This window comes from Gorillibacterium sp. CAU 1737 (assembly GCF_039888655.1).
Taxonomy (GTDB): Bacteria; Bacillota; Bacilli; order Paenibacillales; family NBRC-103111; genus Gorillibacterium.
In genome coordinates, this window is sequence record NZ_JBDQQO010000007.1 from 48,806 (window position 1) to 65,475 (window position 16,670).

At 56.9% G+C, this 16,670-nt stretch carries 18 protein-coding genes; 15 read left to right on the top strand and 3 right to left on the bottom strand.

The window, feature by feature from the left end:
• The first annotated feature begins 9 nt into the window (after positions 1–9).
• Positions 10–630, top strand: a complete 621-nt coding sequence (locus AAFN83_RS15365) for a cyclase family protein (RefSeq protein ID WP_347770868.1) — start codon at positions 10–12, stop codon at positions 628–630.
• Positions 631–722: 92 nt separating this feature from the next.
• Here AAFN83_RS15365 and AAFN83_RS15370 read toward each other — a convergent pair whose 3' ends face one another.
• On the bottom strand, positions 723–1,667 hold the full coding sequence (locus AAFN83_RS15370) for a DMT family transporter (protein WP_347770870.1): 945 nt from the start codon (positions 1,665–1,667) through the stop codon (positions 723–725).
• Between the two features lie 200 nt (positions 1,668–1,867).
• On the opposite strand from AAFN83_RS15370, the gene AAFN83_RS15375 reads away from it, so the two are divergent.
• The 8 genes from AAFN83_RS15375 (at position 1,868) to AAFN83_RS15410 (ending at position 9,932) form a co-directional block, all read left to right on the top strand.
• Positions 1,868–2,620 (top strand): VIT1/CCC1 transporter family protein, encoded by a 753-nt coding sequence (locus AAFN83_RS15375; RefSeq protein ID WP_347770872.1) that lies wholly within the window; start codon positions 1,868–1,870, stop codon positions 2,618–2,620.
• 147 nt (positions 2,621–2,767) lie between these two features.
• On the top strand, positions 2,768–4,357 hold the full coding sequence (locus AAFN83_RS15380) for a peptide chain release factor 3 (protein WP_347770874.1): 1,590 nt from the start codon (positions 2,768–2,770) through the stop codon (positions 4,355–4,357).
• Between the two features lie 98 nt (positions 4,358–4,455).
• Positions 4,456–4,836, top strand: coding sequence for a GntR family transcriptional regulator (locus tag AAFN83_RS15385; RefSeq protein ID WP_347770876.1), 381 nt, complete (start codon positions 4,456–4,458; stop codon positions 4,834–4,836).
• 50 nt (positions 4,837–4,886) lie between these two features.
• Positions 4,887–5,660, top strand: coding sequence for a hypothetical protein (locus tag AAFN83_RS15390; protein WP_347770878.1), 774 nt, complete (start codon positions 4,887–4,889; stop codon positions 5,658–5,660).
• 13 nt (positions 5,661–5,673) lie between these two features.
• Positions 5,674–7,038: a hypothetical protein gene (locus AAFN83_RS15395; protein ID WP_347770880.1), complete on the top strand. Its 1,365-nt coding sequence runs from the start codon at positions 5,674–5,676 to the stop codon at positions 7,036–7,038.
• On the top strand, positions 7,035–7,739 hold the full coding sequence (locus tag AAFN83_RS15400) for an ATP-binding cassette domain-containing protein (protein WP_347770882.1): 705 nt from the start codon (positions 7,035–7,037) through the stop codon (positions 7,737–7,739). Before AAFN83_RS15395 ends, AAFN83_RS15400 begins: the two co-directional genes overlap by 4 nt.
• A 125-nt stretch (positions 7,740–7,864) precedes the next feature.
• A complete protein-coding gene (locus AAFN83_RS15405; RefSeq protein ID WP_347770884.1) occupies positions 7,865–9,058 on the top strand; it encodes a glycosyltransferase family 4 protein in 1,194 nt (397 codons plus the stop codon).
• Positions 9,003–9,932, top strand: coding sequence for a YheC/YheD family protein (locus AAFN83_RS15410; protein WP_347770886.1), 930 nt, complete (start codon positions 9,003–9,005; stop codon positions 9,930–9,932). Before AAFN83_RS15405 ends, AAFN83_RS15410 begins: the two co-directional genes overlap by 56 nt.
• A gap of 67 nt (positions 9,933–9,999) precedes the next feature.
• Here the strand turns inward: AAFN83_RS15410 and sspI are convergent, their stop codons facing one another.
• Positions 10,000–10,203: a small acid-soluble spore protein SspI gene (gene sspI / locus AAFN83_RS15415; protein ID WP_347770888.1), complete on the bottom strand. Its 204-nt coding sequence runs from the start codon at positions 10,201–10,203 to the stop codon at positions 10,000–10,002.
• 172 nt (positions 10,204–10,375) lie between these two features.
• On the opposite strand from sspI, the gene AAFN83_RS15420 reads away from it, so the two are divergent.
• Both AAFN83_RS15420 and AAFN83_RS15425 read left to right on the top strand, forming a co-directional pair.
• Complete coding sequence (locus AAFN83_RS15420) at positions 10,376–11,038, top strand: potassium channel family protein (RefSeq protein WP_347770890.1); 663 nt, start codon at positions 10,376–10,378, stop codon at positions 11,036–11,038.
• Positions 11,035–11,835 (top strand): TrmH family RNA methyltransferase, encoded by an 801-nt coding sequence (locus tag AAFN83_RS15425; protein ID WP_481810513.1) that lies wholly within the window; start codon positions 11,035–11,037, stop codon positions 11,833–11,835. Before AAFN83_RS15420 ends, AAFN83_RS15425 begins: the two co-directional genes overlap by 4 nt.
• A gap of 133 nt (positions 11,836–11,968) precedes the next feature.
• On the opposite strand, the gene AAFN83_RS15430 is transcribed toward AAFN83_RS15425, so the two are convergent.
• Complete coding sequence (locus AAFN83_RS15430; protein WP_347770894.1) at positions 11,969–12,523, bottom strand: hypothetical protein; 555 nt, start codon at positions 12,521–12,523, stop codon at positions 11,969–11,971.
• A 241-nt stretch (positions 12,524–12,764) separates the two neighbouring features.
• Here AAFN83_RS15430 and AAFN83_RS15435 point away from each other — a divergent pair, with 241 nt between their 5' ends.
• The 4 genes from AAFN83_RS15435 to AAFN83_RS15450 all read left to right on the top strand — a co-directional run bounded on the left by AAFN83_RS15435 (position 12,765) and on the right by AAFN83_RS15450 (position 16,649).
• Positions 12,765–13,775, top strand: coding sequence for a DUF3895 domain-containing protein (locus AAFN83_RS15435; protein WP_347770896.1), 1,011 nt, complete (start codon positions 12,765–12,767; stop codon positions 13,773–13,775).
• A 63-nt stretch (positions 13,776–13,838) separates the two neighbouring features.
• Entirely contained in the window at positions 13,839–14,384 is a 546-nt protein-coding gene (locus tag AAFN83_RS15440) for a GNAT family N-acetyltransferase (RefSeq protein WP_347770898.1), read from the top strand.
• A gap of 168 nt (positions 14,385–14,552) precedes the next feature.
• Complete coding sequence (locus AAFN83_RS15445) at positions 14,553–15,995, top strand: MFS transporter (protein WP_347770900.1); 1,443 nt, start codon at positions 14,553–14,555, stop codon at positions 15,993–15,995.
• A gap of 42 nt (positions 15,996–16,037) precedes the next feature.
• Positions 16,038–16,649: an ArsR/SmtB family transcription factor gene (locus AAFN83_RS15450; protein WP_347770902.1), complete on the top strand. Its 612-nt coding sequence runs from the start codon at positions 16,038–16,040 to the stop codon at positions 16,647–16,649.
• Positions 16,650–16,670 lie beyond the last annotated feature (21 nt).

Consider the following 16,670-nt stretch of genomic DNA (forward strand, 5'->3'; position numbering starts at 1 on the left):
GGTACCCGCATGAAGATTTACGATATCTCGATGACGATCCAAGCTGATATGCAGGTGTACAAGAACAAGGACGAGAAGCGTCCGGCGTTCACCACCATGTCCGATCATGTGACCGGCAAGGCGCATGAAACCCGCATCGCGCTCGATGCCCATACGGGAACGCACATCGACGCGCCTCTGCACATGATCGCGGAAGGTGCGACCATCGAGTCGATTCCGCTGGAATCGCTCGTCGGTCCGGCCCGCGTCCTTGATTTGACCGGCGTGCAGGACGGCATCAGCCGCGCCGATCTGGAGCCGTTCGCGATTCAACCGGGCGAATGGCTGTTGTTTAAGACGCGTAACTCCCTGTCGGAGGAATTCGACTTTGAGTTCATCTACTTGAAGGAAGACGGTGCCGTCTACCTGAGTGAGATTGGCGTGAAGGGCGTGGGGACGGACGGACTCGGCATCGAGCGCGCTCAGCCGAACTACGGTACGCATCGGACGCTGCTTGCGAAGAACGTACAGGTTGTGGAAGGGCTTCGGCTGAAGGACGTGCCGGGCGGCAGCTACTTCCTGGTGATCGCCCCGCTGAAGCTGACCGGCATCGAGGCTGCTCCGGCCCGGGCGTTCCTCTTCGGCAACTGAATCGGATAGACAAAAGGTCGAGCACGGAAGGAATTCCTTCCGTGCTCGACCTTTTTGCAAGCTGCGCATGCAGCTCATGTTCGCTTGGAGCTTCATCCGATCTCAGACCTTGGGGTCTGTTCCGGTTTCTTGAGATAGACGAGCGCAATTCCCGAGGATACCAGGAGAAGGGCCGCCAGGTTCTTCCACTCCATCACTTCTTCGCCCAGCAGGAGGGCCGAGAGCAGCGAGCCGAAGATCGGAATCAGGAAGTTGTAGATCGACACTTGCCCCACCTTGTTGTACTTAAGCAGCAGGTTCCATAAGCAGAAAGCGACAGACGAGAGAAAAGCAAGGTAGGCGAGAAGCAGTGAGCTTTTTGATGTAAAGGCGGTGACTTGCCCGCCGCCGAGCCAGCCGGTCAACATGAGTGCGAGCCCGCCGATGAACAAGCTGTATCCGGTGATGACCATGACGTCGAGCCGACCGCTCAACCGCTTGCCGGCAATGGAGGTTACGGAGAAGATGAGCGCCGCGATCACGACGAAGCCTTCGCCGTTCAGGTGAAAGGAGAAGTCCAGCCCGTTGTGCAGGTTGACGAGCACAACGCCTGCGAAGCCGAGCAGGCACCCGGCAAGCTTGCCGCCGTTCAACCGGTCGTTGCGGTAGAGGAAGTGGGCGAGCAGCACACTGAAAAAGGTGGTCGTCGCATTCATGATCGACCCCTTAACGCCGGTCGTGTGGGCGATGCCGATATAGAAGAACACGTATTGCAGCCCCGTCTGGGCGAGACCGAGTCCGCCGAGTGCCGCCCAGTCTTTTGGAGCGAGGCGAAGCACAGATTTACCGAGAAAGCGTGCGACGAGAAGCAGCGCCAAGCCGGCGAGTGCAAATCGATAGCCCGCAAAGACCAACTTGGAGGGAACGTCGGCGGCTGCGATGTGAAACCAGTCATAGCCAATCTTGACGGTGGGGAACGCGCTCCCCCACAAGAGGCAGCAGAGGGTGGCGATGAGGGCGACAAAGGAACTCTTGGTGTATAACGATGGGGTGGACAAGGTGTATAAGCCTCCTGGATGGAACGGATGAATGGACAATTCTCCCCATTATAAGCGAGCAACGCGGGAATGGAAAGAAGCACTTGACAGGGGGCAGGATCGGGTGCACGCTTGGAAAAAGACACGAGGAACCGCTGACGGCAGCGGTTCGTGAGCATCCTGGAGTCTATAGAGAGAACCAGACCAAGGAGGGGTATCGCATGGATGAACCACGGCATTCGAAGCAGACGGATTCCGAGCCGGCAAGCACGGAGTCCGCTCATCTGGAGCATAAGGAGGAGCATTTTACCGCCTCCGAGACGGTGCGCGACATTGTCATCGGGATGTCGGACGGCTTGACCGTCCCGTTTGCCCTCGCCGCAGGCTTGTCCGGAGCGCTGTCCCACACGTGGACTGTGGTGGTGGCCGGACTTGCCGAGATCGCAGCCGGCTGTATCGCGATGGGACTCGGCGGCTACCTTGCCGCCAAGACGGAGGAGGAGCATTACGACTCCGAGGAAGCACGGGAGCGCTGGGAAATCATCCATCTGCCGGACCGGGAACGGCAAGAGGTGGAGGATGTGCTGCGGGAGTGGGGACTCGAAGGAGAGGTGCTGGAGCAGGCGACGGACCGGATCTGTTCGGACCCGGACCGCTGGACGGCGTTCATGATGCGCCATGAGCTCGGGCTGGAAAAGCCGGAGCCGAAGCGGGCGCGCAACAGCTCGATCACCATCGGCTTGTCCTATGTGGTCGGAGGCCTGATTCCGTTGTCGCCTTACATCCTGATCGACGAGATGCAGACGGCACTCACGCTGTCGATCATCTTCACCCTCATCGCCCTGTTCGTCTTCGGGTTTGGAAAGGGCAAGTTCATGGGGACGAACGCTGTGAGGAGTGCGATCTCCACTACCCTTGTCGGAGGAGCGGCCGCAGCGGTCGCCTTCTTCATCGCCAAACTGATCGGGGGATAAAGCGAATAGTGGAGCCTTCTGCGGGGAAGTCGAATCAAAGCGCAGAAAACTTTCCAGGTCTGTGAAATGCCCGGTTGGAAGCGGGAAGGGAAAAAGGTATAATAAGCGGGTGTGTATTTTCTAAAGCGAAAGGATTTTACGACGACAATGAGTTCTTCCAATAAAGAAATGCTACGCGAGGTCGGCAAGCGCCGCACCTTCGCCATCATCTCTCACCCTGACGCCGGCAAAACGACGCTGACGGAAAAGCTCCTGCTCTTCGGAGGAGCGATCCGGGAAGCCGGAACGGTCAAAGGCCGCAAGGCGAGCCGTCATGCCACGTCCGACTGGATGGAGATCGAGAAGCAGCGGGGGATTTCCGTGACCTCCAGCGTCCTGCAGTTCGATTACAACGACTGCCGGGTCAACATTCTGGACACCCCGGGTCACCAGGACTTCAGTGAGGACACCTACCGGACGCTGACGGCCGCCGACTGCGCGGTCATGATCATCGACTCCGCCAAAGGGGTCGAGGCGCAGACGAAGAAGCTGTTCCAGGTGTGCAGCAAGCGCGGCATCCCGATCTTCACCTTCATCAACAAGATGGACCGCGAAGGCCGCGACCCGTTTGAGCTTCTGGAGGAGCTGGAAGAGGTGCTCGGCATCCGTTCGCACCCAATGAACTGGCCGATCGGCTCGGGCAAGCAGTTCAGCGGGGTCTACGACCGCGTGAAGACCCGGCTGGAGTTGTTCCAGGGCGGCGGCGGCGAGCATGTGAACGTCGACGTTCGGTCGGTGGAAGGCTACGAGGATCCGCTCGTGAAGGAGATTGCGGGCGAGTATCTGTACGGCAAGCTGTGCGAAGACCTTGAGCTGCTCGACGTTGCCGGCGATCCCTTCGATCTGGATCGGGTGAATCGCGGCGAGCTGACCCCGGTCTTCTTCGGAAGTGCCATCAACAACTTCGGGGTCAAGACCTTCCTCGAGAATTTCCTGGAGCTTGCTCCGACTCCGGCTCCCCGGACCGTCGAGGGCGGAGCCTCCGTGGACCCGATGGATGACGCCTTCCGCGGGTACATTTTCAAGATCCAGGCGAACATGAACCCGGCCCACCGCGACCGTGTAGCGTTCCTGCGTATTGTCTCGGGCAAGTTCGAGCGGGGCATGTCCGTGAAGCATGTGCGCGTCGGCAAGGATATCAAGCTGTCACAGCCGCAGCAGTTCCTCGCCCAAGACCGGGATATCGTCGAGTATGCTTATCCGGGCGATATCATCGGGCTGTTCGATCCGGGCATCTTCCGCATCGGAGATACGCTGTGCCAAGGCCCGGAAGTCCATTTCAATGAGCTGCCCACCTTCTCACCCGAGCTGTTCAGCAAGGTCACGGTCAAGAATGCGCTCAAGCACAAGCAATATCAGAAGGGCATCGAGCAGCTAACCGAGGAGGGTACCATTCAGGTGTTCCGCACGGTAAGCTTCGACGACATCATCCTGGGCGTCGTCGGGCAGCTGCAATTTGAAGTCTTCGAGTACCGGATGCGCGGGGAATACGGCGTAGAGGTGCAGCTGCAGCGCATGAACTATCAATTCGCCCGCTGGCTGGTCGGAGACGACATCGACCCGTCCAAATTCCGCATCAACTCCACGCTGGTGAAGGACAAGAAAGACAACCTCGTGGCATTGTTCGAGAACGAATATGCTTTGCGGACGGCCATGGAAAAGCTGCCGGACGTGAAATTTCTGGAGACAGCGCCGTAAGGCGCTGTTTTTTTGTACCTGGATAAGGGCAAGTACAAAAATGAATGGTTGACGGACTCGTTGTACTATGGACATAATACAGTTGAAAAGAAAAGGGGATGAGCGGCTTGTTGTCCTTTCACGAATTGAAACTGAACACCCGGGAGCCGGTCTACCTGCAGGCAGCGGCCTTTGTGAAGAGGCAGATTCTGCTCGGGAGGGTAACGTCGGGAGAGCGGCTGCCGTCTCGCCGGGAAATCTCAGCACAGCTTGGGATTAACCCTAACACGGTGCAGAAGGCCTTCAAGCTGATGGAGGAGGAAGGCTATGTGCGAACGAACAGCACCTTGGGGAGCGAGATTCATGTGGATGAGGAGGGGCTGGAGCGCATCCGCGCCGAGCTGACCGAAGGACTGGTGAAGGACTTTGTCGCATCCGCCAAGGAGATTCAGCTCCCATTCCAACGGGTGATTCAACTCATCAGCGAGGTGTGGGACTAAAGCTCTTGCGGGTAACTTGTATTATTCGAATCATACAGTGAGGTGAAATCATGAAGACTTTCTATCGCCTGTTCGCTCACGAATTTGGTCAGCTGCGGGGAATCACGCTTCTCCTTGCTGCGATCGCGATGGGAGGCCCGCTCCTCCTGCTCCGACTGGAACTGAAGAATCAGGGGAGTCGACCTGTTCCCCGCTATGAAGATCTTTTTGATGCTTCGGGGAGTGCTGCGCTCTACGGATCACTCCTTGTGCTGACCCTGCTATCCTTCCTGCTCGTCTTTTACAGCGCCTATTGGCGTGGGAAGAGCATCTATACCTCTCTCACTCTGCCGGCTCCGAGAGAGATGCTCTACGCAAGCAAGCTGCTCGCCCTTCTAACCAGCCTTCTCGCGGTCTACTCGGCCGAGCTGATCGGCATCCGGCTCGGCTATGCGTACAGCCTCGACAAGCTGCAAGCCATTGGCGTCGAGCATCCGATGAACAACGGTCTTTTTCTCGCCTTCCTGCGAGGGGATTTCTTGCGGTTCCTACTGCCACACGATCCCACCCGACTGCTCTCGAACGCGGCGATACTGCTAGCCGTAACCTCGGGTATCCTGTACGCGGTCCTTTGCGAGCGCAGCCGCAAGGGATGGGGAGCACTTCCCCTGACAGTGGGAGCCATCACGATCTTGCGCGTGCTCGCCTATCGGCTGAGCGAATCCGACCGCGTGTGGGAGCTGAGCGGGCGGTCTCTGCTCGGAAGCAGCCTCTTCTTGCTGGCATTGACGATCTGGTTTATCTGGCGGGGAATTCGGTTCTATCAAAGAGGGGCTATTGCCTAGAGGGGGAGTTAGGATGAGGAAGAGCCCATGGACGCAGAGGCTGCTTCGCCATACTGCGATACCGGCTTTGTTGGTTTCACTTGCTGTTCCCGGAATCATGGCGTTGGATGTCTTTCGGCAAAAAGAGGAGGCCGTCGTTCTCCTCGAAACCCTATCGGGGAATCCCAGCGTCCTCTCCGATGTTGTGCTTCAAGGAGAAATCGCCGATGCGGTTCATCGCACGAGCTTTCGCGTGGCGGGGGGACAGGTGGAGAACAGGACGACCTTGCTTCGTCAGCCGAAGGCGGAACGAGCCTACCGCTATTCGTACGGGGGCCGGAAGCGGATCGGGCTTGGGGACGATCTGGAATATGAGGTGGGGGATGTCGGGCCTTATCGCATTGTGGCAAGGAGCATGTCGGCCCCTGATCAAACCGGTCGAAGCGCCTCCATTCCAGCCATTACGCGCCCTGTGAAAAAATCCGATGGGAGCGAGAGCCGTTCGTTCGCCAACCCCCTTGAATACGGACTTGCTGGAGACGGCGACAAGCTTTATTTTGTCGAGCCGGTCACTCGAGAGGCAGGGGGAGAGGCGACCATTTATGAGATCGGAAAGGAGGACCTCTTCGGTCAGGCGAAGGACTCCGACGGGGCTCCCATTCGCAAGCGGGTCTCGTGGCCGCTCGTTCCGGCTTCGGTTGATCCGGCTAAGGCTGTTGACGTGCTGGGTCTGGAGGTCGTTCGCGGGAACCTGATTGTGATTCTGTACGGGCGGGAAGGACTGACCCTGCGCTGCTATGACGCAGGGAGCGGTGAACAAACGGGGACGGTCACCCTGCCTGACATCCGAATCGGGGGAAGCGACGAATCGGAACCGTCCAAAGCGCCTGTGACCACTCAGGTTCAAGAAGGGTATCGAGCGTATGCAGACAATCGGGCGAACTCACTCACCCTTGGCTTTCCCCGCTCTTTTGAGGAAAACAGGGAAGGATGGGCAGAGGAAGTGCTCAGCTTCACCTTCGATTCGGAGTTTCGCCTTGCCCATCGTGTGACGGTTGATGATCCGAACACGCGTGAATCACGACTCGGTTACGGGGATGCAACGGCTATGAGCTATCAGAACGGAAAGCTGTATACGATTCGTTCTCTGAACATTCTGCATTCTGCCGATCAACAGCGGGAGGACTCCCTTGCGCTGCCTTCCTCCATTCGAATAAATGTCTATCAGGAAGGAAAACGGCTTTACCAAGGGGCGCTGATTACGGACTTGAACGATGATCTGCTGGAGCTTCCGGACCCGTCAGCGTACTCAGGCGGAGGATTTTCGTACCGTGTGGAGCGCTACCGGACGTTGATGAACGCGAGCTTTTTTCCCCGGAATGAGGAGGTGGGACCATGATTGAGGTCAACGGTTTGATTAAGGAGGTCGGGCATCATGTCGTTTTAGGCGTCGACCGCCTGACCATCCGGACCGGCGAGATCGTCGGCGTGCTCGGTCGGAACGGGAGCGGCAAGACGACGCTCCTTAAGGCGATCAGCGGGATCGGGGAGCTGGCGGACGGTACGGTGACCGTTGACGGGAAACCGGTGACCCGACAATACGAGTCGCTCGCGTTTATTTCCGAGGAAGGCAGTGCCTTTCCCCGCATGACCGGGTACCGCTATGCGGAGTTCCTCGCAGCCTTTTATCCTCGCTTCGATTGGCATTACTGGGAGTGGATGCTGACGTTCTTTCAGGTGGATGGTGATCAGCGCATCGGTTCGCTGTCCAAGGGCCAACGCGCTAAGGTTGAGCTGGCGGCAGGTCTTGCCAAACGAACCTCTCATGTTGTGATGGATGAGCCTTTTCTCGGCATGGACAAAATCACCCGCTCCTCCTTTCTGAAGGACATGGCGGCTCGCCTCACGGGAGAGGAGACATTCCTCATCGCTACTCATTTTTTGGAAGACTTCGAGAACCTGTTCGACCGTGTTCTGTTGCTGGATGGAGGGCGCATCCGCGTTGATGCATCCGTGGATGACCTGCGCCAACAGGGCAAGTCGTTGGACGTCCTGCTTCTGGAGGTTACACTGGGAAAGCACGATCGGTCCTCTCTTTGAATAGTCAATGGCTTTAGACGGATGCCTTTCCCGTTCGCCCTACCGGGGACCTTCCCGCGATCATACAATGGCAGTAATGAGACGGATTACGTCCGCTCCCCATCCGCCTGGAAGGAGGACAGGAGATGCGCATCCTGATGATCGCCCCAGGACCGATCCCGGTTCCGCCAACCGGAGGAGGCTCCGTTGAAATTTGCATGAGCGCCGTGGCTCGGCTGCTGCGGGAAGGGCATGATGTCGTCGTGGCAAGCCGGCAGTTTCCCGGGTTGGCTTCCGTGCAAGAGGAAGGACGCCTCCGCTTCGTACGCGTTCGGGTTTCCCCTGGGGCTTCCTACATTCAAGCCGTGTTGAGGCATTTCGCGGGGGAGAAGTTCGACCGCATTCAGATCGACAACCGCCCCGCGTATCTTCCTCTGGTCCGGCGCGCCTTCCCCGGCACGCCGGTGTCGGTTTTCCTGCAATCCCTGACCTATACACCGGTTGGCAAGGTGACGGCGGCTCGCTTGGGCCAGGCGGATCTCGTCCTCGCCAACAGCCTGTCGCTCCATTCAAGGCTCGCAGCGCGCTTTCCCACGATCAAGCCAAAGCTAAGGACGGTTCACCTCGGCGTCGATTTCGATCGCTTTCGGCCGCCGCTTCCGGAGGAAAGGGCGGAGCTTCGCCGGATTCACGGACTGGAGCCCGCCGCCTACGCGGTGTTGTTTGCGGGCCGGGTGATCCCCCGAAAAGGCTTGAAGCTCCTCGTCCATGCCGTTCAGTTTATGCGGCGGTCGGTGCCGGAGGCGGTGCTGGTGATCGCCGGCAGCAACGGCGCGAGCGGCTATGGGAAGGAAGTCCGTGAATTGGCCCGGAAGAAGCGAGTTCCCGTGAAGTTCCTCGGCAAGCTTCCTCACACGAGGATGCACCATGCCTATTGGCTCGCGGACTGCTTCGTCTGCCCCTCCCAGCTGCATGAGGCATTCGGTCTCGTGAACGTCGAAGCGATGGCCACGGGTCTTCCATGCGTGGCCTCTGCCATCGGGGGCATCCCCGAGATTCTGGTCCATGGGGTGAACGGGCTTGTGGTAAAGGAATATCGCAACCCGCGAGCCTTTTCCAGTACACTGGTCCAACTGGCGCGTTCGTCGGAGACGGCCGCCGTTCTCGGTCATGCGGCGCGAAGAACCGCTGAAGAGAGATTCAGCTGGCTTCACACCGCCGAGCGCCTCGCCGTGCTGTATGGATGGCCCGGGCCGCTCATTCCAGAAAAGGAAGTGGAGGAACGTGCAGAGGTATGTGGCGAGCAAATGGAAGAAAACATCGGCGCTGAAGGAGAATGAGCGCATCCGGCCCCATCTCCTTCCTATGGAAAAAATGACGCCTGAATCGTTGGCTTCGATGCTGAGGGAATACCGGACGGTGTTCGTCAAACCGGTGTCTGGTATGCACGGCAAAGGTGTGATGAAGGTAGAACGAACGGAGTCAGGCGCGAAGCGCTACCGTTGCCAGGAGGGCTTCATCAAACGCAGCTTCGACTCTCGTGAGGAGCTGTACCGGGCCATTCGCAAGGTGGCGGCTGGTCGAGAGTACTTGGTGCAGAAGGGCATTAAGCTGTTGACCTATCAGGGAAGGCCGTTCGATACTCGGGTCATGATCCAGCACAATCCGCATGGAGAGTGGGAAGTGACGGGCATCCTCTGCCGGGTGGCGGAGCCGGGCAAGATCGTAACGAACGTGCACAACGGAGGACGTTTGAAGACGATCGAAGCGGTGATGAAGGGCTACCAGACACCGGGGCAAACGAAGCGGCTGGTGCACAAGCTGGAAAGCCTCGGGCTCGCCGTTGCCAGGCAGCTGGAGCGTCATTTTCCCGGAATTCGCGAAATCGGGCTCGATGTGGCGCTCGATCGCAGCTTGATGCCGTGGATCATTGAGACGAATACTTCTCCCGCCAGCTTTATCTTCAAGCACCACCCGGATAAAAGCGTGTACCGTCGAGTCCGCCGCTACGCGATGGCTTACGGCAAGCTGAGGCCCAAACGGAAAAAGCCGGACGACTCCCGCGAATGGATTGCCGCTCGCCGATCGACAGGCAAAAAGCTCGAGGAGCGCAAGGCAGCCCCGAAACGAGGAGAGGCCGGGAAATCGAAGGAGCTCCGCAGCGTAAGCCGCGAGAAAGCGCGCAAAGCCGTTCCCATGCGAAGAAAGGCTTAGGTCAGGAAGCTATATCAAAAAGGAGCCCGGCATCTGCCTGGCTCCTTTCACTTGGGAGTTTCGCGCGCTACTCCAGACTCTTTTCCAAATTCTCAATCATGTGGGTTTGCAGCGCAGCATCGCTGTTCTTCCATATGTTCTCGAACAAGACACCGAGGCCGGGTAAGGCTTTCTCCTCCCCATCCACCGACTCTGTGATGACCTCGCGCAGCTCTTCCTCGGACTTGCCTTTGACGCGCATGACGATCGCTTGGCGCAATGTGATGTTCATGTTGACGGTTCCCTCCGTTATGCTCATTTCCTTCTAAAAAGGATGCGGTTGATCCAGGGCTCCCTTGTATCCTTCCCGAAGCAAGCCTTTTCCATCCGGCTCAAGGCGGGGGTTCGAACATGTGCTATAATGTATGGGAATCAGGCAGGGACGTGAGGGAGGACGGTTTTCTTTGAAAAAGCAATTCGCCATCATCGGCATCGGGCGGTTCGGCTCCAGCGTTGCCTTGTCGCTCACCCAGCTCGGCTATGAGGTGCTTGCGGTCGATGCGGACGAGAGCCGGATTCAGGCGATCAGCCAATGGGTTACTCATGCCGTACAGGCCGACCCCACTGAGGAGGATGCCCTTCGTGCGATCGGCATTCGAAATTTTGACGTTGTGGTGGTCGCGATCGGACAGGATATCCAGGCGAGCATTCTGACGACGCTTATCTTGAAGGAACTCGGGGTCAAGATGCTGATCGTCAAGGCTCAGAACGAGCTGCATGGCAAGGTGCTGCGCAAGATCGGAGCGGACAAGGTCATCTTCCCGGAGCGCGATATGGGACAGCGGCTTGCGCATGCGCTCATCTCGCCCAACATTCTTGACTTCATCGAGCTGTCCGACCAATACAGCATCGTCGAAATCCGCGCGACGCCGCTCCTCATCGGCAAGAGCCTCAACCAGCTCGACATTCGGGCGGAGTACGGCTGCAACGTCATGGCCATCAAGTCCGTCGATGGAAAAATGAACATTACCCCAGGGGCAAACGATCTCATCAAGGAAACCGACATTCTCGTTGTCGTCGGCCACAATGACGATCTCGGCCGCTTGGAAAAAAGCTATTCGGAGTGAAGCCCTTGATCACCATAACCTCAGTTCAAAATGCTCGCGTGAAGGAATGGAGCGAGCTGACCGCCAAGAAAGGCCGCGACAAGCAAGGACGCTACCTCCTGGAGGGCGTCCATCTGGTGCAGGAAGCGCTCCTGGCCGGGGCCCCCATCCTGACCGTGCTATTCGACATCGAGAAGGGACTGGCCCGCGAGCTCCAGCCGCTTCTTGAGGAAGCCCCCGGCATTGAGCAGGTCGCGGTCAGCGCCCCCGTGCTGGCGAAATGCTCGGAAACGGATACCCCGCAGGGCGTCGTCGCAATTGCCGAGAAGCCTGCGGTGACCCTGGACGCGCTGTTTGCCCGTCCAAACGGCGTAGTCGTCGCCCTCGACGCTCTTCAGGACCCCGGCAACGTGGGCACGATCATCCGCACGGCGGATGCTGCCGGAGCCGCCGGGGTCATCATCGGCAAAGGATCAGCCGACCCATACGCGCCGAAGACCGTGCGCTCGACGATGGGCTCGCTGTTTCACCTGCCGGTGGTCGAGGGCGAGCTCGTGCCGCTGCTCGCAGAGGCGGTGCAGCGGGGGGCCGCGGTCTACCGCACCGGCATGGCCTCCGGCCTCACCTGCTACGATGCCGACTTCACTGGCCCGGTGTGGTTCGTCATCGGCAACGAAGGCCGCGGCGTCTCTCCCGAGGTGCGCGCCAGTGTGCCGCATGAGCTGTCCATCCCGATGCCGGGCCAGGCAGAGTCGCTCAACGCTGCCATGGCGGCAGGGATTTTGCTCTACGAGTCCGTTCGCCAGCGGCGTGGGTAACGCGCGAGAAGAGAACGGTCCATCCAACGAAAAGACGGGAACAATGCTAGGGCTCCCCCCCAAGCACTGTTCCCGTCTTATTCTCGTTTCTGTTTCCTTATTGTACAAAACACCACTTCTGATTAATCCTCCATTAATAAGTCTCGTCTTTGTCTGTGTAGATCGCCATGTAGATGTTCGGTCCGACCTTCCTCCAATTGTCCCATCCAACTCGATCAATGAGCTCCTTATAGTGGATGGAGGAGTCGAAACCGATGTAATCATAGGAGCCGTCGTAGTTAAATTGCTTAATGAAGTACGTATTCGAACGCTTTTGCCGAATGACCAGGTAAGATAGCCTCGCTTCCTGTATCCACTCCTTATTCTTGAAAAAGTCGAATTTGTACAAATAGATATCTGCTATTTGATCAATGGGTGGAAGTTCAGCAGGGACTCCCCCATCCTTCCATTTCAATGTGTCCATGACATCTGCAACGGATTTCTTATCTTTAAGCAGCCTCGTATCCGAAGGAAAGACGTCAAAAAGTTGTGGCTGAACTCTCGGTTGATTGCTCCTGTACATCGTAATCGAAATTTCATAATCAAGCTTCTCCTGCGTGGCGAGGTGCCATACAAGATAAGAATTGCCGCTCACAAGAAGCAGGGTAAGTCCCGCGATTAAGAGGAGTAATCGTTTTTTTATCCTCAACGATATCACTCCTAGCAGAGGATAAGCATAACGTTCATTTCATAAATCATACCATTCATAATCAAGCCAAGAAATAGAGAATTCCAGTAATATCCACGAACACCCGCGCAGCAGCATACAGAGAAGGGAATTCATCCATAAAGCTCGAATTCTTGCTGAAGCGGAATTTCAAGCAGATCTAGGGTTTACGAAGGCAAAGGCCAGAAGCTTGGCCTGGTCCGATTACGAGGAGGACAAGCCGTTGAATTGGAGGCAGGGAAGGCTGGAGCCGGGGGACAGGTTGTCTGTTCAGGAGAGGGATGAGCGCCTGGCTGCATTGACGGGGGATCAGCAGAGCTATTTACAGTCCATGCTGACCCGAGGACGTCGGACACGGTTTGCCAACAGCTTGGCTCGGGCGAAGGGGTACCAGATTCCGGAGGACACCGATCCCGAAGACCTGGAGCAGATGCTGGATGAATGGGTGTATGCGGGATTCGTCGACGGGGGACAGGTAACCCCCGAGCTTCGCTGCGAGTGCGGCCGCGCCCTTCGCTATCGGCATGAGGTCCGGCACAAAACGAGCGGCATCACCCGGTATTTCGGGATCGATCACTTGATGGAGCATACCGGCATCGATGCCAAGGTGGTAGCGGATATCCTGAAGGGGTTCGAGGCCATCGATTACGAGCTGGATGAAATCCTGCTTAAGCTGGAGAAGGGCTGGAGCTTCGATCCGAGCCTGCTGTCTTCTCCCATGCCGCCGGAGATAGAACGACAAGTCCAGCTGGAGCTTCCGCTTCTGGACCGCCAGATCCTGTTCTTACGGCGCCAGCAAGTGGAGCAGAAGAAGAGGGACCATAAGGAACGACCGGTCGAAGAACGAATGACAAACGGGCCGCTTGTGATGGATGATTTGTTTGGAGCAACCTTCCCCGGCTTGCCCCAACCGCTGGCTTCTGCAGCCTCCGTTTCGGAAAATGAGCCGAGCGATTCCACGCCGGTTCCGTTCGATCTGCCCGTTACCCTGCAAGAACCGGTGCTGAATTACTTGCGCAGCGGAACCAAGAGTGTTCGCATCATCTGCGAGCTGCTCATTCATCATCATGGAGCCCCGGGCGGGCGATTCTCGACCGGCAAGCCGAAGCTGTTTCCAACGGTCTGTCTCTTCCTGGAAGGACGCTCCGAATGGACGGGGAGCAGCATAGGTCAGGAAGATCGGTCCTATACAGGGAAGGAAAAATCCGATTCATTCAATCATTCTCTAGGCTGATGCGGGCATGGAGTGCTAGAGTAAACCCATCAACTGTTTGCTAGGAGAGAGGGTTTCTTTCGCATGATTCGTGATGAAGAACTGATTATTCGCCCCGTAGAGAAGCGGGACCTGCGCAGAGTATGGGAGATGACGGACGCCCAAGCTGCACCGGAATGGAAAAAGTGGGATGCGCCGTATTACGAACACGTTCAAACGACCTATGAGGACTTCTTGGCCGATCCCGCCAATGCTCCCGGACGAGAGAGCTTGTGGGTGATTGAGGTAAGCGGACTCGTGGTCGGCTTTGTGAGCTATTATTGGGAGCATAAGCCTTCCTGGTGGCTGGAAATGGGCATTCTGTTGTTTGAACCCGCCTATTGGAGTGGAGGGTACGGGACAAGAGCCCTGAAGCTGTGGATCGGGCATCTGTTTGAAACGATGCCGCTCGTTCGAGTGGGATTTACCACGTGGTCCGGCAACCATCGGATGATACGAGTCGGGGAGAAGCTCGGGATGACGATGGAAGCGCGTCTTCGCAAGTGCCGGTACTACGATGGAGTCTATTATGACTCCATTCGCATGGGACTCCTTCGGGAAGAGTGGGAAGCACCGCAAACAAATCGTTAGATATCCCTACGTCAAACAGGACGAGAACGAAGAGGGCAGGAGCCTTCTCACGTTCTCGTTATTTTTTTATAAAAAAAGGCTTGATTAAAATAAATCCTAACGATAAAATAAATTTTAACGTTAGGATTTATTGAAACGTTCAACAAGATTTTATTGGAGGAGATGCGAGTGGAATCCCAAGCCAGAGCAGAAGAAAGAGAGAAAGAGGAAAAGATGGAGGAACGAAACGAACCGATGCTGGAGGAGACGCTCGTTCTCCCCCACGTTGAAGAGCAGGCCTCTTCGGATGAGGCTCATTCCGATTCAACTGGAGAAGCACAGAATCAGACGACCTCGGAGGATGCCATGCCGAATCGGGAGGAAGAAGAGGAGCAAACGGGAAAGAAAACGCTCCTTCAGCTTCTGCGCAATCGGAGCTATCTCACGCTCCTCATGGCCTCTGTCATTTCACGCTTTGGAGATTCACTCGATTCGATCGCTTACTCGTGGATGGTGTATGAGTTGACTGGCTCAAAGGCTCTGATGGGGCTGCTCTTTGGTGTCAATGCGCTGCCCAATTTGTTAGTGGGTCCTTTTGCAGGGGTATTGGTGGATCGGTGGCCGAACAAGCCGATTCTGGTCATTTCCGATTTCGTTCGCGGTTCTGTTGTATGCGTAGCGGCCTTGCTCTTTTTTACCGGGCATTTGGCTGCCTGGCACTTGTTCGTGTTCACGATCATCCAGTCCACCATGGAGGCCCTGTGTGTGCCGGCTGAGAAGACGCTCATTCCCGAGCTTGTGCCGCATAAGCAACTGCTCAGTGCGAACTCGTACCTTAGTACCGCTTCCCGTCTTGCGGAATTGGGAGGGCTGGGGGCCGCCGGTATTCTGATCGCCACCCTAGGCATTACTGGTGCCATTCTGATCGACAGCTTCACCTTTTTGATATCGGGTCTCATCCTTCTCTTTGGGCTCACCCGTATGCCCGCTAAGCCTCAGGCAAGCGAGAAGTTGACTCCTCGCCGCTACATGATGATGATGAAGGAGGGCTTTGTCTTCATTCATCGCAACAAGCTGTTGTTCGCTGCGGTGATCACGGCCGCCTTCATCAATTTTTGCTTGACTCCCTTCAATGTCTTATTGCCTGCGTTTTCCAAGGATTTGTTGAATTCGGGACCTGCGGGACTGAGCTATATGAGTGGTGCCCTCACCGTGGGAATGATCATCGGCGGGATCTGGGTTGGCGCACGCGGCAGCCGCTACTCGAATTCGGCTCTCATTTCAACTGCTCTGGCGCTTATTGGGGCCATGTATGCTCTCTTTTCCCTCACGATCATCCTTCCGGATGGGGTTAACTTGATCGGAGCTGTCGCGGCTTGCTTCGTCATGGGGATGTCGATTCCCCTTGCTTCCTCTCCGCTCATGACTCTCCTGCAGCAGAAAACGCCGCGCGAGATCATGGGACGGATCATGGCGCTCATGAGCATGCTCATGTGTGCGATGATGCCGATCGGAGGATGGTTTACGGCAGGGCTCTCCGAGGTGGTGTCGGTGCCGGCGCTCTTCGTGATCATGGGGTTAATGGTGGTGCTGGCCGCAGCACTCTTCCGCAGAAGGACGAAAGCTTTCTAATCCTTCCGAGGTACGATAGAATGGTCTATGAGGTGAAAGGCCATGTCGATAAAAATTCTAACCACTCCGGCAGAAGTGAAAGCCATCACGGACCCCTATCGTATGCAGATTTTGCACACCCTTATGAACACTTCCAGCCCGATGACGGTCAGTGAGGTTGCAGCCCAGTTGGGCGATTCCCCGGCCAAGGTTCATTATCATATGAAGATATTAGAGAAGAACGAGATTGTGTCCATTGTGGAAACCAAAGCGGTGAACGGCATCCTGGCCAAGTACTACAATCCGACCGCCGGGTCCTTTCAGGTGGACAAAACGATGGGCCTCCCGCCAGGAGATGATCGGGACTCAGCCCTCCGGGACTCCTTTCTCTCTCTGATGGATTCCTACCGCAAGGAATGGTCCCGCCGCTTTGCGAGTACGTCCGGGTTCGCTCAATATATGATGATCACGCTCACGGAAGAGAAGGCGACGGAACTGCGCACGCGGCTTGAAGAGCTGATCAAGGAATATGCGGGAGTCTCCGGAGAGGAGCAGTCGGAACAGCGCGCTGCCCAGCCTGGAGAGAAGATCTATCAGCTGTTTGTCAGCTTCTTCGGTGAGAAGGACAGCAAACCCGAAGGCAGCGAGAGTGTAATTAAGGCAGTTATCGATTAAAGAGAAAAACGGCCGCGATGA